We start from the raw sequence: 20545 nt of genomic DNA on the forward strand, positions 1-20545 counted from the left end.
CTCAGGCGTCGACCGCGCGCATATTGGCGGGGCCCCAAAAGGCCCGCATCTCGGTCACCTTGCCCTCACCGTCGAATTTGAAGGTGTCGATCACCTCGATCTCCTTCGGACCGCCGAAGTCGACGAGCACGGTGAAGGCGAAGGCGGCATAGTCGCCGCCGGTGCGCACCGGGCCGTCGAGGCGGAGCTTGGCGCCGGCCTGCATCGACATCGAATAGAAGGCGTGGATCGCGTCGCGCCCCTGATGGATCGGGGTGCCGATCGGATCCTCGACCGTCGCGTCGTCGGCATAGAGGTCCGACGCCATCCGGGCGTCGCCCTTGTCGAACGCCTCGACATAGCGCTCGACGGCGCGGACCATATCTTCGTGGCTGGGCATGATGTTTCTCTCTTGGCTATGAGGTGAAGGATCGGTGCGGCGTCAGCCGCCGAAGTCCCATTGATGACCCCATTCGTCTTCCTTGATGCTGATCGTCGGCGTGAATCGGGTCCAGTCGGGCTGAATGCCGCCGCAACCATATTCGATGTCGAAACCGCCGGGGCTGCGCATGTAGAAGCTGACCATCTTGTCGTTCATATGCTTGCCGAGGCTCGACGAGATATGGACGTTCGCCGCCTTCGCGCGGTCGAGCGCCCGCCCGACGTCGTCGAGGTCCGGCACCTCGACCATCATGTGGACAAGGCCGCTCGGCACAGGGAATTCGGCGAGCGCGACCGTGTGATGACGCGGGTTGTCGCAATGGAGGAAATGCATGCCGAGCCCCGGATCGTCGGGGCCGCCCTGCATATAGACGCGCATCTCGTCGCTGTCACCGAAGCCGAGCAGTTCGATATAGAAAGCGCGCGTCTCGGCGAGTTTCGTCGCGGGGAAGACGACATGACCCATCCCCATCTCGCCGGTAACGAACTCCGGCACGCCCGCAGGCGACGCGAAGGGGGCGCCGTCGACGACGCGGCCCCAGCCGATTTCGAGCCGGTTGCCCGACGGGTCGGCGCAGCGGACGAATTCGACGACATGGCGGTCCTTCGCCTCCGCCTCCGAGGCGGCTTCGACCGCGACGCCGGCATCGCGCAGCCCTGCAATACCGCGATCGAACGCGGCCTTGTCGGGATAGGCGAGACCCGCGGCGTGGAAACCCTCGCCGTCGGCCTTGCGAATCAGCATGCGGAACGGACGTTCGTCCATCCGCAGACGCAGGCCGCCCTCATGGTCGGTCGCGCGCATTCCCAGCACCTGCTCGCCATAGGCGCGCCAGGCTTCGACATCGGCCGTATCGACCACGACATAGGCCAGCGACCTGATCGCCATATCTTCATCCCCTGCGGACGGGTGCTCCGGCACCCTGAATCGAGCGCAAGCTACAAGCGAATACACCTTATATCAAGTATGATACGTAGAAAATCGCTCATAAAATTACGCAAACCGTAGATTTGATTGGATCAAGTTCCACGGATTGCGGCAGAACAAACCCTTCGAAGCCGCGAACGCCGCTACGGCAAGCGACATTTTGCGCATCGCACCTACGCATCGCGATACGCAGCCCGCCCGTTCCAATGGCTCGAAGCGGCATTTTGCGCAAAATCCGGATTGACAGCTTGCGTAGAGAAATGCATCATTCGCTACGAATATAGGAGTGATATCGCGATGCGGCCTCCCGCAAGCGCATAAATGTCCCGAGGAGAGCATATGGCCATCGCCCCGCAGCAAGCCGCAGACACCGCCTTGCCCACCCCCGCACAGCTGATCGAGCGCGCCCGGGCGATGATTCCGTCGCTGAAGGCGCGCGCGCGCCAGACGACACTCGACGGCAATGTGCCTGCGGAAACCGTCGCCGAGATGCAGGCGGCTGGCTTCTTCCGCATCCTGCAGCCGAAGCGCTGGGGCGGCTATGAAATGCACCCCAACGTCTTTTTCGAGGTGCAGAAGGCGCTCGCCGAAGGCTGCATGTCGACGGGCTGGATTTACGGCGTGCTGGGCTGTCATCCCTATGAGCTCGCGCTCTTCCACGACGAAGCGCAGCGCGAGGTGTGGGGCGACAATGGCGGCGCGATGCTCGTTTCGTCGACCTATCAGCCGGTCGGCAAGGTCGAGAAGGTCGAGGGCGGCTTTTTCCTTTCGGGCCGCTGGGGCTTTTCCTCGGGCTCGACGCATTGCGGCTGGGTGCTGCTCGGCGCGATCAATTTCGACACCGACGGCGGCCCGCCCGACATGCGCACCTTCCTGCTCCCGCGCAGCGACTATCAGGTCATCGAGGGGACGTGGGACGTGTTCGGGCTGCAGGGCACGGGCAGCTTCGACATCCTCGTCGAGCGCGTCTTCGTCCCCGAACATCGCACCCATCGCGCGGCCGACGGCTTCGCCTGCAACAACCCCGGGCAGGCCGAGAATGACGGTCCGCTCTATCGCCTGCCCTGGGCACAGGTCTTCGTGCGCTCGGTGTCGACCGCGGCGTTCGGCGGTGCCCGCGCCGCGGTGAATGCCGCGATGGAGATCATGCAGGGCCGCGTTTCGACCAACACCGGCAAGGCGTCGAAGGCCGATCCTTTGCTCCACGGCGCGATCGCCAAGGCGCATGCGCAGATCCTCGAGATGGAGCTGACGCACCAGACGACCTTCGACCGGCTGATGGCGAAATCGGAAAGCGGCGAGCCGATCACGCTCGAGGAGCGCGCGCTCTATGCCTATCAGTCCTCGACCGTCGTGCGGCGGCTCGCCGAACTGGTCGACGGCATGGTCCAGCTTCTCGGCGGTCGCGCCGTCTATATGTCGAGCGCGATCATCCAGCCCTGGCTCGACCTCAACGCCGCGCGCGCGCACGTCGCGAACGATCCGGGCAATCGCGTCACCGACGTCGTGATGACGCAGCTCGGCGAACCGCCCGCTTTCACATTCATGTAAGCTAAGGAAACGGCCATGGGAGAGATGAAGGAAGCGACGCACCGGGTTGCCGGCGGCTATGACATCCACATCAAGGAAGCGGGCGAAGGTCCGGCGCTGGTGTTCGTCCACGGCAGCGGCCCGGGCGCATCGGGGCTGTCCAATTTCCGGCAGAATGTCGGCGCGTTCGTCGATGCCGGCTACCGCGTCATCCTGCCCGACATGATCGGCTATGGCGCGTCGTCGCAGCCCGCCGACATCGACTATACGCTGACGCTGTTCACCGACACGCTCTACGAGGCGCTCAAGGCGCACGGGATCGACAAGGCGACGCTGATCGGCAACTCGCTCGGCGGCGGCGTAGCGATCCAGATGACGCAGGATCATCCCGAATTCGTCGAGCGGCTGATCCTGATGGCGCCCGGCTGCATCGAGGAACTCGACGTCTATTTCGCGATGCCCGGCATCGCCGACATGCGCTCCTCTTTCGGCAGCCCCGATTTCAGCCTCGCCGATCAACGCCGCCTCGGCGAAAATCTGGTTTACGACCCGAAGCACATCACCGACGCACTCGTCGAAGAACGCTTCGCGGTCGCGAGCCGGCAGCCCAAGGAAGTGATCACGCGGATGCGGACGCATAATGTCCGCCCGCGGCTCGGCGAGATCAAGGTTCCGATCCTGCTCTTCTGGGGCCAGAACGAGCGCTTCATGCCGCTCTCGGGCATTCAATATTTCTTCGAAGCGTGCGGCGATGTGCGCTGCGTGATCTTCAACAAGGTCGGCCACTGGGTGCAGGTCGAGCGCGCCAGTGAGTTCAACCGTTATACAATCGAGTTCCTCGATGAGCATCGCTGAAACTTACGGGCGTGAGCTTTACGAGGCGCTGCAGTCGCGTCGTACCGTCGCGCCGCTGATCGCGCGCAATGCCTCGCTGACGATCGACGACGCCTATGCGATCAGCCTCGACTTCCTGTCGCGGCGATTGAAGGACGGCGAGCGCGTCGTCGGCAAGAAGATCGGCGTGACGTCGAAGGCCGTGCAGGACATGCTGGGCGTCCATCAGCCCGATTTCGGCTTCCTCACCGACTGGATGCATATCGAGGGCGATATCGACGTCGACGCGAAAGCGCTGATCGCGCCGCGCGCGGAGGCCGAGATCGCGTTCATCCTGAAGGACAGCCTGAACGGTCCGGGCGTGACCGCCGCCGATGTGATCGCGGCGACCGCCAGCATCGCGCCCTGTTTCGAGATCGTCGACAGCCGCATCACCGACTGGCAGATCGGCATCGTCGACACGGTTGCCGACAATGCCTCGTGCGGGGTCTTCATTCTCGGCGAACAGCGCCTCGACCCGCACGCGCTCGACCTGCCGAACCTCCATGTCGCGGTGGCGAAGAATGGCGCCCCGCTGTCCGAGGGCTATGGCCAGGCGGTACAGGGCGACCCGGCGCAGGCGGTCGCCTGGCTTGCGAACACGCTCGGCGCCCATGGCGTCACGCTCGACGCCGGCGACATCATTCTCTCGGGCAGCCTGGTGCCGCTCGCGCCCGCGGTGAAGGGCGACTGTTTCGAAATGATCCTCGGCGACGGCCGCCGCACGCTCGGCCATTGCGTCGCGCGCTTTGTATAAGGAACAACCATGACCCGCGTGAAGGCAGCGATCATCGGTTCGGGCAATATCGGCACCGACCTGATGATCAAGATGATCAAATATCCGCAGAATATGGAACTGGTGGCGGTCGTCGGCATCGACGAGAAGTCCGAAGGCCTCGCCATGGCGCGCGAGCGCGGCGTCGCGACGACGCATGAAGGGCTCGACGGGCTCAGGGCCATGGACGTCTATCCCGAAATCGGCATCGTCTTCGACGCGACCAGCGCCTATGCACACAAGGTCCACGATGCGGCGCTGCGCGCCGACGGCAAGCAGGTCGTCGACCTCACGCCGGCCGCGATCGGCCCCTATACGATCCCGACCGTCAACGGCGAAGCCAACCTCGATGCCGGCAACGTCAATATGGTGACCTGCGGCGGACAGGCGACAATCCCGATGGTCGCCGCGGTGAGCCAGGTCGCCACCGTCCATTATGCCGAAATCGTCGCCTCGGTGTCGTCGCGTTCGGCGGGTCCGGGCACGCGCGCCAATATCGACGAGTTCACCCGCACGACTGCCGGAGCCATTGAAAAGGTCGGCGGCGCGGCGCAGGGCAAGGCGATCATCATCCTCAATCCCGCCGAACCGCCGATGATCATGCGCGATACGGTGTTCACCCTCTCCGAAGGCGCCGACGAGGACACGATCCGCGCCAGCGTCGAGGCGATGGTGAAGAAGGTGCAGGCCTATGTGCCCGGCTACCGCCTCAAGCAGGAGGTGCAGTTCGAGCGCTTCGGCGACAACAACAAGCTGAAGATCCCCGGCCGCGGCGAATTCACCGGAATCAAGACGATGATCCTGCTCGAGGTCGAGGGCGCGGGCGATTACCTGCCCAGCTATTCGGGCAATCTCGACATCATGACCGCCGCCGCCAAGGCAACGGGCGAACTGCTCGCCGAACGCATCCGCGACGGAAAGAAGGTGACCGCATGACGAAGACATTCAACGTCGAGGCCGGCGACAAGCTCTACATCCAGGACGTCACGCTGCGCGACGGCATGCACGCGATCCGTCACATGTACGGCATCGACCATGTGCAGGCGATCGCCAGGGCGCTCGACCAAGCGGGGGTCGACGCGATCGAGGTCGCGCATGGCGATGGCCTGAGCGGCGCGAGCTTCAACTACGGCTTCGGCGCGCACACCGACTGGGAATGGCTCGAGGCGGTCGCTTCGGTGCTGACGAAGTCGGTGCTGACGACGCTGATCCTGCCCGGCGTCGGCACGGTCGAGGAACTTCGCCGCGCCTATGACCTCGGCGTCCGTTCGGTGCGCGTCGCGACGCATTGCACCGAGGCCGATGTGTCGAAGCAGCATATCGGCATCGCGCGCGACCTTGGCATGGACGTCGCGGGCTTCCTGATGATGAGCCACATGATCGAACCCGAGGCGCTCGCGAGCCAGGCCTTGCTGATGGAAAGCTATGGCGCCGAATGCGTCTATGTCACCGACAGCGGCGGTGCGCTCGACATGGACGGGGTCAAGGCGCGGCTCGACGCCTACGACCGCGTGCTCAAGCCCGAAACGCAGCGCGGCATCCACGCGCACCATAATCTGTCGCTCGGCACCGCGAACAGCATCGTCGCAGCACAGGCGGGGGCGGTGCGCATCGACGCCAGCCTCACCGGCATGGGCGCGGGCGCGGGCAATGCGCCGCTCGAAGTCTTCATCGCCGCCGCCGACCGCAAGGGCTGGAATCATGGCTGCGACGTCAACAAACTGATGGACGCCGCCGAGGATCTGGTTCGTCCGCTGCAGGACCGCCCGGTGCGCGTCGACCGCGAAACGCTCGCGCTCGGTTATGCAGGGGTCTATTCCTCCTTCCTGCGCCACGCCGAAAAGGCCGCCGAAACCTACGGCCTCGACACGCGCACGATCCTCGTCGAGCTCGGCCGCCGCAAGATGGTCGGCGGGCAGGAAGACATGATCGTCGACGTCGCGCTCGACATGTTGAAGGCGCGCGAGACCGCCGCATGAGCGATTTCTCCACCGCTCGCCCCTTTTCTCACGAACAGGTCGAGCGCTGGGACGCCGAGACCGATGTCGCGATCGTCGGCTTCGGCGCCGCGGGCGCCTGCGCCGCGATCGAGGCGGCGGAAGCCGGCGCGACGGTGACCTTGTTCGAGGCGGCGTCGGGCAGCGGCGGCGCCTCGGCGCTGTCGGGGGGCGAAATCTATCTTGGCGGCGGCGGCGGAACCGATGCGCAGCGCGCGGCGGGATTCGAGGATTCGACCGAAGCGCTCGAAACCTATCTGACGATGGCGGGCGGTCCCGACGCAGACACGGCGAAGATCGCGCTCTATGCGCGCGAAAGCCTCGCCCATTATCAATGGCTCAAGGATCAGGGCGTGCCGTACAAGGGCAGTTTCCTGCCCGGAAAAATCATCGAACCCGCCGAGGATGATACGCTGATCTGGTCGGGCAGCGAAGCCGCCTGGCCCTTCTCCGAGGCCGCAACGCCCGCACCGCGCGGACACACGATCCAGTTCATGGGCTGGGGCGGCGGACGCAAGCTCATGGACATTTTCGAAGCACGCGTCCGCGCGCTCGGGGTCGACGTCCGCTGCGATGCGCGCGTGCTGTCGCTGGTCGCCGACGCAGGTGGCCGCGTCACGGGGCTCGTTGTGCGCATCGACGGCACGCCCCGCTTCATCCGCGCGCGCCGCGGCGTGATCCTCGCAACCGGTGGCTTCTGCATGAACGACGGCATGCTTCGTCGCTATGCGCCGCAGACGCGCCGCCTCGGCAATCCGATCGGCGAGAATGACAATGGCTCGGGCATTTTGATGGGCATGGGCGTCGGCGGCGACGCGATCCATATGGACGAGTTTTTCACCACCTGCCCGTGGATCATGCCCGAAAGCCTCGTAAAGGGCATTTTCGTCAACGAACGCGGGCAGCGCTTCATCAACGAGGATTGCTATCACGGCCGGGTCAGCCGCACGATGCTCGACCAGCCGGGCGAGCGCGTTTACCTGCTCGTCGACAATGCGATTTTCGCGCGCGCGCTCGACATCGCGCGGATCGAGATCGCGGCGGTCGGCGAAAGCTGGGAAGAGGTCGAGCGCGAACTCGGGATGCCCGAAGATACGCTCGCCGCTACCGTCCGTACCTTCAACCGCTACGCGGCCGAGGGGCATGACCCGGTCTATCGCAAAGCACCCGAGTGGCTGAAGGTTCTGGACGAAGGCCCGTTTGCCGCGCTCGAACTCAACGTTGCGACGAGCTTTTTCTCCTTCTTCACGCTTGGCGGCCTGAATACGCGCCCATCGGGCGAGGTCCTCGATCGCATGGGTGAGGTCATTCCCGGCCTTTACGCCGCAGGCCGCGCAACGTCCGGCCTGCCGCGCTGGGGCCATGGCTACAGCTCGGGCCTCAGCCTCGCCGACTGCACCTTCTTCGGGCGCATGGCAGGGCGGCAGGCGGCAACCGCTACGCCTGTCGCTGAACAATTAATATGACACGCTCGCCCTGAGCTTGTCGAAGGGCCGTTCTTTCTTTCAACGATGAAAGAGAGAAGAACAGTGCTTCGACAAGCTCAGCACGAACGGATCTTAGGATGGCGTGTTTTAGCGCGCGATGCCCTAATAGACGATCGCAGGGTTCGGCTCGCGCGGACTACCGAGCATCTCGCGGTGCGACGGCGGCGTCTTGCCGCGGTCGGTGATGCCATAACGTCCCGCAATCTCGGCGCCGATCAGCGTGCGCCCCGACAGTTCGTCGCCTTGCGCGTCGCCGGCGATCGCATGGATGATATGCCCCGTGAACTGCGGCATTTCGGCCATCGCCATGAAGCCTTCATATTGGTCCTTGTGGACCTCGGCGGCGTTGAGCGCGCGCTCGGTAATCTGCGGCCCCAGCCAGATCGACACCGCGCGCACCCCGTGCGGCCGGAAATCGAACGCCATGTCGTGCGCCAGCTTGTCGACGCCCGCCTTTTGCGCGCCATAGGCAGGGCCGTGCATATAGCAGCTCGCGCCGAAGGAAGAGGTGAAGGCGACGAGCCCTGATTTCTGTTCGACCATCAGCTTTGCCGCATGCCAGCTCGCGACATAGGCCGAGCGCAACCCGACATCGATGATCCCGACCGCCGCAAGTTCCTTTTCCCAGAAGGGCGCCTGCTCGATCAGCTGATGATGGATGTGCGTCGCGTTGTTGACGAGGATGTCGAGCCGCCCCGCCTCGGCGCGCACGCGGTCGAACAGCGCTGCGATCTGCGCATCGTCACCATGGTCGCAAGCGACCGCGATCCCCTTGCCCCCTGCGGCAGTCACCGCCGCCGCGGTCTCGTGGATCGTGCCGGCGAGCGGCTTGCCGTCCCAGCCGACCGCATCGCTCTGGTCGACGCTGCGCCCGGTGACGAAAACCGTCATCCCCTTTTCGCCGAGCCCGATCGCGATACCCTTGCCCGCGCCGCGGCTGGCGCCTGTCACGACGGCGACTGCCGGATTTGCCATAACCCACTCCCAGATTGATCGTTTGCGTAGCGATATAGCAAACATGCTACGATATTAGTCAGAAATATCCACTAAAATTTGCGCAAAAGGCTGATTTCCTCTTCCCTATCGATCGTAAATGCGTGACATGATGGCCGCATCTTTTCGCACTTTGGAGAATCGGTTCGATGGACCAGGATCAACTTCGCCCTGCGCTCGGCGCGCCTGGCACCGCGGTGATCGTCACCGGCGGCGCATCGGGAATCGGTCTCGCTTCGGCCGAGGCGCTCGCGGCGGTCGGCCGCAATGTCGCGCTGTGGGATATCGACGGCGACAAGGCGAGCGCGCAGGCGAAAGCGATCGGCGATCGCTTCGGCGTCAAGGCACTCCCGGTCGCGATCGACCTCACCGATATCGCCGCCTATGCTGCGGCGATCGACGCGAGCCGCGCGACGCTTGGGCCGCTCGGCGGACTCGTCCACGCGGCGGGGATCGTCGACACCGGCTCGCTCGAGGGCATCACCCCGCAAAGCTGGGACGCCGGGATCAACACGCACCTCCGTCCGCTCGCGCTGCTCACGCAACAACTCTATGCCGATTTCGCCGCCAACCCCGGTTCGGCGGTGGTCGGCATCGCGTCGATCAATGCGACGCTCGGCAACGGGATCAACCCGATCTACAGCGCCGCGAAGGGCGGAATGCTGTCGCTGATCCGCGCACTCGCGGACCGGCTGGCGCGCGACAATATCCGCATCAACGCGGTGTCGCCGGGGCAGATCCGGACGCCGATGATGCAGCCCGCGGTCGACAATTTGCCCGAGGGCTGGTTCGAACGCCGTATCCTGCTCGAACGGCTGGGCGACCCCGCGGAAATCGGCCGCGTCGTTCGCTTCCTGCTCTCGAACGAGGCAAGCTATATCACCGCCGCCGAACTCGTCGTCGACGGTGGCAATATCTCGTCGCAGCGGCAGTAGGCGGGACGTAGGGGGAGCGAGCGCGAAGCGCCGGATCAGGCCGGCTGCTTCGCCCCGACCATTTCGAAATCGGCGAAATCGGGCCTCGCCATCACCTCGGCGAAATGGCCATAACTCCACGGCCAGGTCATCGGCACGCCGTCCTTTCCGAGATACCAGCTCGAACAGCCCGACGCGAAGATCGTGCCCTTCGCGGCCTCGGTCCGCGCATCGTCGTAGCGCGCCATGGCATCGGGGGTCACGCAGATTTCGGCGCATTCGCCGCTCGTCACCTTGTCGAGGAGCTGCTCGATATAGCCCCACTGGCGCTCGGCGACGTCGATCAGCGAGAAATTGCCCACCGGCCCCGTCGGCCCGTTGAGGAAGAAGAAATTCGGGAAATCGGGAAGCGAGATCGCGTTGTACGCGGTCGCGTGCTTCGCCCACATATCATCGAGCGACGCGCCCCCGCGCCCGGTCACCACTGCCGGGCGGATGAAGCGGTCGGCGTGGAATCCCGTCGCGAGAATGATCAGGTCGAGTTCGTGGAGTACCCCGTCGCTGGTGCGGATACCCTGCGGTTCGATGCGCTCGATCCCTTCGATCACGACGTCGACGTCATGCTGCTGGACGACCTGATAATAGTCGGGCGAGAAGATCAGCCGCTTGCACGCCGCGCGGTAATCGGGACGCAGCCGTTCGCGCAGCACCGGATCGGCGACCCCTTGTTCCAGATTGTCGCGCACGATCGTCTCGATGATGTGCATCTCTTCGCTGTCGGGCTTGATGATGCCGGCGGTGAAGCGCAGCACATTCGCCTGATATTCGGGATCGTAGCGCACCGCGTCGATCAATGCCGGGTCGCGGCGAAACGCCTCGCGCTGCTCCTCAGTGTAAGGAACATTCGGCATCGGCATGATCCATTGCGGCGAGCGCTGGAAATGGCCGAGCTTGCCCGCGCGCCCGGCGAGCGCCGAGACGAGCTGGACCCCGGTCGAACCGCTGCCGACGACGCCGATGCGCTTGCCGTCGAGCGCGATCGCATCGTCCCAGCGCGCGCTGTGCGCGACAGTACCGGCGAAACTGTCGAGCCCCTCGATCTCGGGCATGCGCGGATGGTGGAGGACGCCGGTCGCGGTGATCACGATGTCGGCCTCGACCGTCATCCCCGCCTTCGTCGTGACGGTCCAGACGCCGTCCGCATAAGTGCAGCTATCGACCTCCTGCCCGAAATGCGCGATCTCGCGCAGGCCGAACCGATCGGCCACATCCTCGAAATAGTCCTGGATCTCCGGCCCCGGCGCCAGGTAGCTGCTCCACTCGGCGTTGGGCGCAAAGCTGTAAGTATAGGCGTGCGCGGGAACGTCGCAGTTGAGCCCCGGGTAGCGGTTCTCGCGCCATGTGCCGCCGATCGTGTGCGCCTTTTCCAGCAGCGTGACGTGGCGGTATCCCGCCTCGCGCAGCCGGATGCTCGCCAATATCCCCGACATGCCAGCCCCGATGACGACATATCGCAAATCCAGATTGCGCTGCACGCTGTCCACTCCACTCTTGTTTCGGTATCGCCGCCCTCCTAGGCGGCCCGAGCGGAGCCCACATCACTCAAACGGACCATATCGCGACATGCGGCCGCGCGCGTCAGCCCTCCACCGCGCGCCGATAATGCGGCAGCGCCACCAGCAGCAACGCGACGATCAGCGGCAGCACGACCGCACCGGCGATCGCGATCGAATAGCCGAGCGCCGCCTGGTCGCCGAAGCCGAAATCGGTGATCGCGGCGATGACGCTGGCGCCGAGCCCCATCCCGACCAGATTGACGCACAGGAGCGAGATGGCGGTGACCTGTCCGCGCAGCTGATTGGGCGTCACATCCTGGATCGCCGTCAGCATCACGCCTTGCGACGCCTGCCCGATCAGCGTGCCGATCGCCATCATCGTCAGCGACAGGAAGGCGGTCGGCATCAACGGCGCGATGATGAGCGGTACGCCCTTCAGCACGGTGGCGATCAGCACGACGCGCATATTGGCGTCGGCGCGGCCGCCCTGCATCAACCGTCCCGCGAGCCAACCACCCGACAGCGTACCGACGGTGCCGCAGGTCAGCATGATCATCCCGTAAGACATGCCGACCTCGGCCGGGCTCATGCCATAGCTGCGGATCAGGAAGGTCGGGAACCACAGCGCGGTGCCGATCGCCAGAAGCGCAATCAGGGCGAGGGAGCCGATCAGCGATCCGAACAGCGCCCAGCGCTCCGAAATATAGTCGAACCCTTCGCGCAGGCTGCTTTGCACCGACAGGTTCGCCGCCAGTTCCTGCCGCGCCGGCTCGCGGATCATCATCATCAGCGCGGCGACGATCAATCCGGGCGCCGCAACGCACAGGAACACCATCTGCCACGGTTCGAAACTGCCGAGCCAAGGCAGTGTCGCACCGCCGGCTTTCGTGAAACGCGCGAGCAGCCAGCCGCCGATCAACAGCGCAAGGCCGCCGCCGATCGGATAGCCGATCGCATAGAAGCTGATAGCCAGCGCCCGCCGGCGCCGTTCGAAATAGTCGCTGATCAGCGAATAGGCAGTCGGGCTGAGCGTCGCCTCACCCACCCCGACGCCGACGCGCGCGAGGAAGAGGCCGATGAAACTGCTGGTAAAGCCGCAGGCGGCGGTCATCGCCGACCAGAACAGCACCCCCCACACGATCAGCGTCGCGCGCCTTTTGGTACGGTCGACAAAGCGGCCGATGGGCAGCGCGGCGATGCTGTAGAGAAGCGAAAAGGCAAAGCCCTGGAGCAGGCTGATTTCGAAATCGCTGAGGTTCAGGTCGCGCTGGATCGGCTCGACCATCAAGGTCAGCACACGCGCGTCGATCGCGCTGAAGCAATAGCCGATGAACAGGATCGCGACGACGAACCAGCGATAGACGCCGCGAGAGGGCGCAGCGCCTACCACCGGTGTATCGGACGCCGCCGCGGTCACCATGCCGAGGGCGGATCCCGCCGCGCCAATATCTGTTCGGTGCGCGCCGCGATCAGCACATCATTCTCCCCGCTCTCCGGCAACAGCCAGAAGCGCCCCGCGCGCACGCCGTCAAGCGCGAAGGCCGAAACCTCGCCGGGCTCGGTGAGTTTGAGTTGGAGCCCGGTCGTGCGGACCAGATCCTCCATCGTGCGATAGGCGACCTTCGTCTGCGCCTCATTCTCCACATAATCCGCGGGGCGGACTTCGCCCGAAGCCATGATTGCGGTGTTGACCGTATGCGGACCCGGGAAAAGGACAGCCGCACGCAGCTTGCCGCCTTCCCGCAAAAGCTGCTGGTGCAGAACTTCGGAAATGCTCGTGACCGCGGCCTTGGTCGCAGCATAGATCGGCGTATTGGGAAGCGAACGGAGTCCGCCGTTGGTCGAGCTGGTGTTGATCACCACCCCCTCTTCGCCCGCCTCGATCATCCGCGGCACGAACGCCGCGATCCCGTGGACGACGCCGAGCACATTGACGTCGATCCCCCAGCGCCAGTCGCTGAGCGGCAGGGTCCAGATCTTGCGCTGCGCCTCGCCCAACCCGACGCCGGCATTGTTGAACAGCAGGTGCACGGTGCCGAAATGGTCGAACACCTGATCGGCGAGCGCCCGCACCGACGCCTCTTTCGTCACGTCGCACGCGATCGCGAGCACCTCGCCGCTGCCCAGTGCGTCGATCTCGGTGCGCACCGCTTCGAGCCGCGCCGGATCGATGTCAGCGATCACGACATGCGCGCCGGCGCGAGCGAGGTCGGCGCACAGGCATTTGCCGACCCCGCTCGCCCCGCCGGTAACCACGGCCACCCGGCCCGAAAAATCCTGCATCAGGCGGCCTTCCGTGCGCCGAGTTCGAGGCCGGTGTTGCGCGGGTCGTCGTGGCGCCCGACCCAGTGCGGCGCGATCCATTCGCCGGGGACCTTGCGCAGCAGCGTGCCGCCGGTCGCGGTGCCGCCCTCGACATATTCCATACCGACTAGGCAGCGGACGGGGATGTCGGCGAGCGGGTCGTATGCCGATTCACGCAAGGTGATCGTCCCCGTCATGGCGCGGCGCCCGCTATAGTTGCGCTGCCAGTTGAGGCGGGTGAGGAACACGTCGCCGTCGAACTGGCCCGGCGTGTCGATCGACGGCATGCCCTTGTAGCAGAAGAGATGTTCCTCGAAGGTCAGCGGCGCGTCGATCGCCTCGCCGATCGTGCCCTCGATCTCGAAATAGGCGACGCCGTGGCGCGAGCAGGTCGCGCGCAGATGGTCACCGTTGCGCTCGAAATGCGTCTCGGCGATCTTCTTGGGCTCACCGAAACGCTCGCGGCCCGAGGTGACGACGGTCTCGCCCTCCATCGCCATGTGGAAGCAATAGGCGCCCGGCGCGCCTTCATGCGTGCAATTGACCCCGACGGTGAGCGCGCCGATCTCGACGGTGTCGGTTTCGGTCACATGCATCGCGACATGGACCATCTGCAACCAGATTTCGGGGCGTTCGACCGCGACGAGCGGCTGCGGCAGCAGCGCCGCGATCACTTCGGGATCGGTTTCATAGGTGGCGCGGATGCCATAGACGGTATTCTTGAGCATCCCCGGCGCGCGCGTTTCGACGGGTCCCTGAACATAACGCAATCTCGACATCGCAACTCTCCCGATGGCGCCCGCGGGCGCAGTAAGCGGATCGATCCGCATGGAATGAAAATGGGCTGTTATTCGGCCGCTTCGACGAGGCGGCTTCCGTCGGGCCCGTCGGCGTAAAATTGCTCGAAATAGCGGCGGAAGCGCAGGATCGGGCCGTCGCCGTCGCACAGATACGGGCGCGCACGGTGGATCTTGTTGTGCCAGATCGGAATGTCGCCCTCGACGCCCTTCTGCCCGCATGTATTCTCGATCGCCGCCTCGATCGCCTTTTCCTCAGGCGAACCCGGCGCGACCTTGGGGTGGGTGAAGCAGAAGCGCAGCTCGACATCGTCGGCCTCGACCGGCGTCGCGATCACGAGGAGCGACAGCTCGACGAGCCCGCTCAGCCGCGTGAATTTCTGCCCCGCGCCGTTCTGAACCGTTTCGACCGAATAAGGGAGCTGCTTGCGCTCGCCCGTCGGCAGGTCGATCGTGCGGTGACCGCGCGCGACGCTACGCCGCCGGACGCCCTCATAATCGGTCTCGCCCTCGGGCACCGCGTCCATCGCGTGGACATAGGCAAAGTGCGCGACGTCGACGCCGTTTTCGGCAATCTCCTGGGGGTTGCTGGCAAAGCGCCATTCGCGTTTGACCGGTTCGGCGAAGGCCGGGTCGGTGAATTCGGGATAGTCGATGACGTCGAACATTGGGGCGACATCGTCGGGATGATACCAGGCCCAGATCACGCCGCTGCTTTCGGTCACCGGATAGGATTTGGCCAACGGCTCGCGCTTCGCGCGCGGCGGAAAGGCCTTGGCATAAGGAATCTTGCTGCAGAAGCCGTCGGGGCGGAACGCCCAGTGATGGAAGGGACAGCGCAGGCTGTCGCCCTCCACTGTGCCGCCATGTCCCATATGTGCGCCAAGATGCGGGCAATAGGCATCGAGCAGCCCCGCCTCACCGCTCTCGTTGCGGAAGAGCACGAGGTCGCGCCCGAAATAATGGACCGGCCGGACATCGCCGACGCCTAGCTCGGCACCATAGCCGACCCCGAACCAGCCATAGGGGATGGGCATGGGAAAGCGTTCAACCTGTGGCACTGTCAGTCTCCCGGATGGCCGTCCTTTCCGGGCGGCTCTTGTCGGGCGAGTGTATCGATTGCGCTGCGCGAGGTAAGACCCAAATGGCGTACAGTTTGTGCTTCGTGACGAACAATGAGGCTGGGTGGGCGCCCGAAGCCCCTATTCGCGACCGATCAAAGCCCGGTGTCCACCGGTATCCCCGGCGCCTCCATGGCGACGAGCATTTCGCCGAAGGCGCGCGCCGCGGGGGATGCCGCGCCCCCACTGCGGATCAGCATGAAATCAGCGCTGGGCAGGACGGGAAGGCCATAATCGCCGTCGAGCAGGCGCATTCCGGGTTCGAGCTCGCTGCGCGTCAGCACCGCGACCGCCAGTCCCGATCGGACCGCCGCGCGGATGCCCTGCTCGCTCGGCGAGGTAAAGGCGATGTGCCAGTCGATCGATGTCGCTTCGAGCGCGGCAACCCCCATCAGCCGGTTGATACAATTCGGGGGATGGAAGGCGAGCGGCAGCGACGCGCCGTCTGGCAACAGGAAATTGTCGGCCGCGACCCACCCGAACTCCGCCCGCCGCAAAGGGATACCGCCATTCTCGCCCCCGGCAGTGGAAAGCACGACGGCAAGATCCAGCTCTTCGGCTGCGATCATGGTGCTGAGGTCGAGATAGGTGCTGACATGAACATCGAGCCGCACCGCGGGAAAAGCGCGCGAAAATTGGCAGAGCAGCGCCGGCAGTCGCTCGCCCATGAACGCCTCCGGCGCGCCGAAGCGCACGGCGCCCGTCACCGACGAGGGCCGGAAGCGTTGCGCCAGCGCGTCGAGGCTGGCGAGGATCTGGCGCGCGTGCGACAGGAAGTCTTCGCCGTCGTCGGTCAGGATCAGCCGGCGTGTCGTCCGGCGGATCAGTGCCCGTCCCACCTGCTCCTCGAGGCGCCGGATCTGGTGGCTCACCGCGGGCTGGGTGAGATTCAACCGCCGCGCGGCGCGCGTGAAGCCGCCCGTCTCGCTGACCGCGACGAATGCCCGCAGAAGGACCGGATCGATGTCCATGACGGCCAATTAATTATAGATGATTATGAATTCTACAAAATAAAATCATTTCCGTTATTTCTTGCCTCTCCCCAGATAGCGCGCCTGCCGGGCAGACGGACCCGGCCGCTCGAAAGGTGCCGCCTCCATGATCCTATCCCCTGCCCGCAAAAACGCGCTCGCGCTGTTCGCGGTGTGCCTCGGTGCGCTGATGTTCGGCCTCGAAATCACGAGCGTCCCGGTGATCCTCCCAAGCCTCGAGGCGGTGCTTCACGGCGACTTCCAGGAACTGCAATGGGTCATGAATGCCTATACCCTCGCCTGCACGACCGTACTGATGGCCACCGGCACGCTGGCCGATCGCTTTGGCCGCAAGCGCATCTTCATGATCAGCGTGGCAGCCTTCGGCGTCACTTCGGCGCTTTGCGGCCTCGCCGACAATATGGCGCTGCTCATCGCGGGCCGGCTGCTTCAGGGCCTCGCCGGCGGGGCGATGCTGATCTGTTCGATCGCCCTTCTCTCGCACCAGTTTCAGGATGCGCGCGAACGGGGCCGCGCCTTTGCGATCTGGGGTGTCGTTTCGGGAATCGGCCTTGGTTTCGGTCCGCTCGTCGGGAGCGCGACGATCGCGCTGGCCGGCTGGCAATGGATATTTCTTGTCCATCTTCCGCTCGCGCTCCTGACACTGGCGATCGCGGCGGGCACGATAGTCGAATCGCGCGACCCCGACGCGAGCCACCTCGACCTGGCGGGAATCCTGACGCTTTCGCTGGCGGTATTCGGCCTTGTCTATCTCATCACGCAGGGCGCGACGCTTGGTCTGTCCGCTTCGATCGCGATCGCGGCCCCCACGGCCATCTGTTTCGCCGCATTCCTGTTTGTCGAGCGGCGACAGGCGCATCCGATGTTCGATTTTTCCGTCTTTCGGAACCTCAGCTTTTCGGGCGCGATCCTCGGCTGCATCGCGATGAACGTCAGCTATTGGCCTTTCATGATCTACCTGCCGATCTATCTCCAGACCGGCCTCGGCTATGACACGCTTGCTACCGGCCTGTGCCTGCTCGCCTACACATTGCCGGCGCTGGTCTTTCCCCCGCTGGGCGAGCGCCTGTCGCTGCGATACGGGGCGGGCGTCGTCATTCCGTCCGGCCTCGCCACGATCGGGCTCGGCTTTGTCGCCATGAAGCTCGGCAGCGTCGCGGCGGAGCCGGGCTGGCAGACGATGTTGCCGGGCCTGCTTCTCGCAGGCATCGGGATCGGTATCACCAATACGCCGGTGACCAACACGACGACAGCATCGGTTCCCCCAAGCCGGGCCGGCATGGCGTCGGGTATCGACATGAGCGCGCGGCTGATCACACTGGCTGTGAACATCGCACTCATGGGCATCATTCTCGTCGAAGGAATCGCCGCGGCGCTGCAACGCGCCGCGCCGAACGGTGTCGAAATCGCCGGGCTGCGGACGGCGGCGGAAGCGGTCGCAGCCGGTCAGGCGATCGGCAACCTGCCGGAGGCGGCCGTGCAGCACGGGCTCACCGCCGGCTTCGGCCTCGTCATGATCTATGGAGGCGCAGGCGCCTTGCTCCTGGCTATTTTGAGTTTCGCCCTCTTCCGACGCGAAGCCCCTCGCCTTTGCCCCGACGACGGAACCGGTAACGGCTATGCGCTCTAATATCGCGCCGCGAGCGACGCCGCCATCGACGGGCGCACCTTCACACGGGAGAATTGACGGACCAGATAGTCGATGAAGGCGCGCGTCGCGACCGACATGATCCCCGGCGAATAGACGACCCAGCATTTGCGGTCGTAAAAGGACCATTCGGCGTCCAGCGCGAGCATCCCGCCGCTGGCAAGGTCCTGGCGCACGATGCTGACCGGCAGGCTCGCGATGCCGAGCCCTTTCCGCGCCGCGCTGCGCAGCGCGATGCCGCTGTTGCTCATCCAGCGCGGATTGACCTTGACGCTGACATCCTCGTTGAAGCTCATCGTCGCGCTGAGATCGGTCAGGCAGTCGTGCTCGAGCAGGCCCTGCGGCGTTTCGGGCCAGCCGCGCGCGGCGACATATTCGGGCGCGGCGCACAGGCAATATGAGAGATAGCCGAAGGTGCGTGCGCGCAGGTTCGAATTGGGCAGGACGCCGTAGCGGATGACGACGTCGAACCGCTCCTGCACGATCTCGTTCTCGTTGAGATAGGCGATCGGCTCGATCACGATCCCCGGATGCTCGGTGCTGAATTCGGCGAGCAGCGCCGACATGAAATCCGACCCGAAAATATCGCTGAGCCCCACGCGCAAGCGCCCGACGGGTTCGGTGCTGTAGCGGCCGACCTGTTTTTCGACCTCGCTGAGGCGCGTTTGCAGATCGGCGCATTCGCGGTGGAAGCTTTCGCCCGCACCGGTCAGCGACAGGCGGCGCGTGGTGCGGACGAGCAACTGGACCCCCAGCCGCTCCTCCAGTTCATGCACCGTCTTGCTGATATAGGATTTGGAGACCCCCAGATGATCGCCCGCGGCAGTGAAGCTGCCCTGCTCGACAACCGCCAGAAATTCCTCGATTCCGCGCCAGCTCGACATCATCCCATCCCCAAAAGGCCGGGATGCTCTATCAAGCAGGCGCCCGAATGCAATTGACTACAAGCCCCTCCCCCTAAGGGGAAGGGCTCGTCTCGCTCATTCCGCCGCCTGCTTGACGAACAGTTCGCGGCGCGGACCGATTTCGCCCGCGACCTTCCACAGCGCGTCGGCGTCGACGTCATAGACATCGAGCGCGTTGATCCCGAGCATCGCCTGGATATCGTCGTCGGGCAGGCCGCCGAGGCTGACCGTCATCTTTTCGAGCGTGCTCGGCCAGGTGCCTTCGGGGTGCGGATAGTCGGTGCCCCACAGGATACGATCGACGCCGATGTCGTAATAGGCCTGCGTCGTTTCCTCGTCGGGCAGCGCCGAACAGCCGACCCACACGTTGCGCGCGAAATACTCGCTCGGCTTCATGCTCATATTGGCATAATAATCGCCGAGCTTGCCGCTCGTGTGCTTCGCCGAGGCGCGGATATCCATCAGCTGCATCACCCACGGGAACCAGAATTCGCCGCCCGCCTCGGTGAAGCAGACCTTGAGCTGCGGATATTCCTCGAACACCCCGCCAAAGGTCATCGACCACAGCGGCCGCGTCATCCAGAAGGCGAATTCGCACAGATAGGTGCCGATCCAGCCGGGCTGCGTCGTGTCATAGGCTGGCGCACCTCCCGAATGGAAATGCAGCGGCATGTTATAGTCCTGGAGCATCGCCCAGATGCGGTGATATTTGGTGTGATTGTAGAGGTCGTACCCCTCGGTCAGCGCGGGGAAGAACACGCCCTTGAGCCCGTTCTTGCGCGCCCATTCGATCTCCTTCGCGGTTTCGTCGAGATCGTAGAGCGCGGGAATGACCGCGAGGCCGATGCGGCGATGCGGATCGTCCTGGCAGAACTCGGCGAGCCAGCGGTTGTGCGCACGCGCGCCCGCCCATTGCAGCTCGGCGCGCGCCGCATTGGGCTTCAGCCCGATGTCGGCGCCGAACGGCGGCGCATTGCGTTCGGTGATGCCGTCGGGGAACAGCACCTCGGCCGCGACCCCGTCCTGGTTGAGCACGCGGTTGCGGATCGTGCCGTCCCACGCGCCTTCGAGCCCGTCGCCGACGCGCGCGCGCCACTTGGTGTTGAAGTCGTCGATGAGGAAGCGCTTTTCATGCTCTTCGCGCGCCTTGATCTCGAGCTGGACGGTCTCGTCGAACTGCTGGTGATATTTCGATTCGAGATAGTCGCGATAACGCTCGGGCGGGAGGCCGACGTGGCCGTCCGACGAAATGACAAGATAACGATCCATATTTCCTCTCCGCTTCATTCTTTCATGCGCGCCCTG

At 64.8% G+C, this 20545-nt stretch carries 19 protein-coding genes; 8 read left to right on the plus strand and 11 right to left on the minus strand.

Features of this window, described 5'->3' with window-relative positions; all coding sequences use genetic code 11:
- Window position 1: 1 nt before the first annotated feature.
- Window positions 2-379, minus strand: coding sequence for a nuclear transport factor 2 family protein (locus ACIPPQ_RS16205; protein ID WP_446545100.1), 378 nt, complete (start codon window positions 377-379; stop codon window positions 2-4).
- A gap of 42 nt (window positions 380-421) precedes the next feature.
- Window positions 422-1309 (minus strand): VOC family protein, encoded by an 888-nt coding sequence (locus ACIPPQ_RS16210; protein ID WP_446545101.1) that lies wholly within the window; start codon window positions 1307-1309, stop codon window positions 422-424.
- A 378-nt stretch (window positions 1310-1687) separates the two neighbouring features.
- On the opposite strand from ACIPPQ_RS16210, the gene ACIPPQ_RS16215 reads away from it, so the two are divergent.
- The 6 genes from ACIPPQ_RS16215 to ACIPPQ_RS16240 are packed head-to-tail and all read left to right on the plus strand — an operon-like array spanning window position 1688 to window position 7989.
- Entirely contained in the window at window positions 1688-2899 is a 1212-nt protein-coding gene (locus ACIPPQ_RS16215; protein ID WP_446545102.1) for an acyl-CoA dehydrogenase family protein, read from the plus strand.
- Window positions 2900-2914: 15 nt separating this feature from the next.
- Window positions 2915-3733, plus strand: coding sequence for an alpha/beta fold hydrolase (locus ACIPPQ_RS16220; RefSeq protein WP_446545103.1), 819 nt, complete (start codon window positions 2915-2917; stop codon window positions 3731-3733).
- Complete coding sequence (locus ACIPPQ_RS16225; protein ID WP_446545104.1) at window positions 3720-4508, plus strand: fumarylacetoacetate hydrolase family protein; 789 nt, start codon at window positions 3720-3722, stop codon at window positions 4506-4508. The genes ACIPPQ_RS16220 and ACIPPQ_RS16225 overlap by 14 nt, the downstream gene beginning before the upstream one ends.
- Before the next feature lie 9 nt (window positions 4509-4517).
- Window positions 4518-5462, plus strand: coding sequence for an acetaldehyde dehydrogenase (acetylating) (locus ACIPPQ_RS16230; RefSeq protein WP_446545105.1), 945 nt, complete (start codon window positions 4518-4520; stop codon window positions 5460-5462).
- Window positions 5459-6505, plus strand: a complete 1047-nt coding sequence (gene dmpG, locus ACIPPQ_RS16235) for a 4-hydroxy-2-oxovalerate aldolase (protein WP_446545106.1) — start codon at window positions 5459-5461, stop codon at window positions 6503-6505. Before ACIPPQ_RS16230 ends, dmpG begins: the two co-directional genes overlap by 4 nt.
- Window positions 6502-7989, plus strand: a complete 1488-nt coding sequence (locus tag ACIPPQ_RS16240) for an FAD-dependent oxidoreductase (protein ID WP_446545107.1) — start codon at window positions 6502-6504, stop codon at window positions 7987-7989. Before dmpG ends, ACIPPQ_RS16240 begins: the two co-directional genes overlap by 4 nt.
- 123 nt (window positions 7990-8112) lie before the next feature.
- Here ACIPPQ_RS16240 and ACIPPQ_RS16245 read toward each other — a convergent pair whose 3' ends face one another.
- Complete coding sequence (locus tag ACIPPQ_RS16245; protein WP_446545108.1) at window positions 8113-8985, minus strand: SDR family NAD(P)-dependent oxidoreductase; 873 nt, start codon at window positions 8983-8985, stop codon at window positions 8113-8115.
- A 167-nt stretch (window positions 8986-9152) separates the two neighbouring features.
- Here ACIPPQ_RS16245 and ACIPPQ_RS16250 point away from each other — a divergent pair, with 167 nt between their 5' ends.
- On the plus strand, window positions 9153-9938 hold the full coding sequence (locus tag ACIPPQ_RS16250) for an SDR family NAD(P)-dependent oxidoreductase (RefSeq protein WP_446545109.1): 786 nt from the start codon (window positions 9153-9155) through the stop codon (window positions 9936-9938).
- A gap of 35 nt (window positions 9939-9973) precedes the next feature.
- On the opposite strand, the gene ACIPPQ_RS16255 is transcribed toward ACIPPQ_RS16250, so the two are convergent.
- The 6 genes from ACIPPQ_RS16255 to ACIPPQ_RS16280 form a co-directional block, all read right to left on the minus strand.
- Window positions 9974-11452, minus strand: a complete 1479-nt coding sequence (locus ACIPPQ_RS16255) for a flavin-containing monooxygenase (protein ID WP_446545110.1) — start codon at window positions 11450-11452, stop codon at window positions 9974-9976.
- Between the two features lie 103 nt (window positions 11453-11555).
- Window positions 11556-12893, minus strand: coding sequence for an MFS transporter (locus ACIPPQ_RS16260; RefSeq protein ID WP_446545111.1), 1338 nt, complete (start codon window positions 12891-12893; stop codon window positions 11556-11558).
- Complete coding sequence (locus ACIPPQ_RS16265) at window positions 12887-13756, minus strand: SDR family NAD(P)-dependent oxidoreductase (protein ID WP_446545112.1); 870 nt, start codon at window positions 13754-13756, stop codon at window positions 12887-12889. The genes ACIPPQ_RS16260 and ACIPPQ_RS16265 overlap by 7 nt, the downstream gene beginning before the upstream one ends.
- Window positions 13756-14556, minus strand: a complete 801-nt coding sequence (locus tag ACIPPQ_RS16270; protein WP_446545113.1) for an acetoacetate decarboxylase family protein — start codon at window positions 14554-14556, stop codon at window positions 13756-13758. Before ACIPPQ_RS16270 ends, ACIPPQ_RS16265 begins: the two co-directional genes overlap by 1 nt.
- Before the next feature lie 68 nt (window positions 14557-14624).
- Window positions 14625-15635 (minus strand): Rieske 2Fe-2S domain-containing protein, encoded by a 1011-nt coding sequence (locus ACIPPQ_RS16275; protein ID WP_327457734.1) that lies wholly within the window; start codon window positions 15633-15635, stop codon window positions 14625-14627.
- A gap of 155 nt (window positions 15636-15790) precedes the next feature.
- The gene (locus ACIPPQ_RS16280) at window positions 15791-16666 is read right to left on the minus strand and encodes a LysR family transcriptional regulator (protein ID WP_446545114.1); all 876 of its coding nucleotides are present in this window, start codon (window positions 16664-16666) and stop codon (window positions 15791-15793) included.
- Window positions 16667-16793: 127 nt separating this feature from the next.
- On the opposite strand from ACIPPQ_RS16280, the gene ACIPPQ_RS16285 reads away from it, so the two are divergent.
- Window positions 16794-18317, plus strand: coding sequence for an MFS transporter (locus tag ACIPPQ_RS16285; protein WP_446545115.1), 1524 nt, complete (start codon window positions 16794-16796; stop codon window positions 18315-18317).
- Here the strand turns inward: ACIPPQ_RS16285 and ACIPPQ_RS16290 are convergent.
- Window positions 18314-19219, minus strand: a complete 906-nt coding sequence (locus ACIPPQ_RS16290; RefSeq protein WP_446545116.1) for a LysR family transcriptional regulator — start codon at window positions 19217-19219, stop codon at window positions 18314-18316. The two genes, ACIPPQ_RS16285 and ACIPPQ_RS16290, sit on opposite strands and share 4 nt — an antisense overlap.
- Before the next feature lie 96 nt (window positions 19220-19315).
- Complete coding sequence (locus tag ACIPPQ_RS16295) at window positions 19316-20509, minus strand: amidohydrolase family protein (RefSeq protein WP_446545117.1); 1194 nt, start codon at window positions 20507-20509, stop codon at window positions 19316-19318.
- Window positions 20510-20545 lie beyond the last annotated feature (36 nt).

The sequence above is a fragment of the Sphingopyxis sp. LARHCG72 genome (genome assembly GCF_052871675.1).

Coding starts and splice junctions, on each gene's coding strand:
- ACIPPQ_RS16205 (WP_446545100.1), bottom strand. CDS start 379: ATGCCCAGCCACGAAGATATGGTCCGCGCCGTCGAGCGCTATGTCGAG.
- ACIPPQ_RS16210 (WP_446545101.1), bottom strand. CDS start 1,309: ATGGCGATCAGGTCGCTGGCCTATGTCGTGGTCGATACGGCCGATGTC.
- ACIPPQ_RS16215 (WP_446545102.1), top strand. CDS start 1,688: ATGGCCATCGCCCCGCAGCAAGCCGCAGACACCGCCTTGCCCACCCCC.
- ACIPPQ_RS16220 (WP_446545103.1), top strand. CDS start 2,915: ATGGGAGAGATGAAGGAAGCGACGCACCGGGTTGCCGGCGGCTATGAC.
- ACIPPQ_RS16225 (WP_446545104.1), top strand. CDS start 3,720: ATGAGCATCGCTGAAACTTACGGGCGTGAGCTTTACGAGGCGCTGCAG.
- ACIPPQ_RS16230 (WP_446545105.1), top strand. CDS start 4,518: ATGACCCGCGTGAAGGCAGCGATCATCGGTTCGGGCAATATCGGCACC.
- dmpG (WP_446545106.1), top strand. CDS start 5,459: ATGACGAAGACATTCAACGTCGAGGCCGGCGACAAGCTCTACATCCAG.
- ACIPPQ_RS16240 (WP_446545107.1), top strand. CDS start 6,502: ATGAGCGATTTCTCCACCGCTCGCCCCTTTTCTCACGAACAGGTCGAG.
- ACIPPQ_RS16245 (WP_446545108.1), bottom strand. CDS start 8,985: ATGGCAAATCCGGCAGTCGCCGTCGTGACAGGCGCCAGCCGCGGCGCG.
- ACIPPQ_RS16250 (WP_446545109.1), top strand. CDS start 9,153: ATGGACCAGGATCAACTTCGCCCTGCGCTCGGCGCGCCTGGCACCGCG.
- ACIPPQ_RS16260 (WP_446545111.1), bottom strand. CDS start 12,893: ATGGTGACCGCGGCGGCGTCCGATACACCGGTGGTAGGCGCTGCGCCC.
- ACIPPQ_RS16265 (WP_446545112.1), bottom strand. CDS start 13,756: ATGCAGGATTTTTCGGGCCGGGTGGCCGTGGTTACCGGCGGGGCGAGC.
- ACIPPQ_RS16270 (WP_446545113.1), bottom strand. CDS start 14,556: ATGTCGAGATTGCGTTATGTTCAGGGACCCGTCGAAACGCGCGCGCCG.
- ACIPPQ_RS16280 (WP_446545114.1), bottom strand. CDS start 16,666: ATGGACATCGATCCGGTCCTTCTGCGGGCATTCGTCGCGGTCAGCGAG.
- ACIPPQ_RS16285 (WP_446545115.1), top strand. CDS start 16,794: ATGATCCTATCCCCTGCCCGCAAAAACGCGCTCGCGCTGTTCGCGGTG.
- ACIPPQ_RS16290 (WP_446545116.1), bottom strand. CDS start 19,219: ATGTCGAGCTGGCGCGGAATCGAGGAATTTCTGGCGGTTGTCGAGCAG.
- ACIPPQ_RS16295 (WP_446545117.1), bottom strand. CDS start 20,509: ATGGATCGTTATCTTGTCATTTCGTCGGACGGCCACGTCGGCCTCCCG.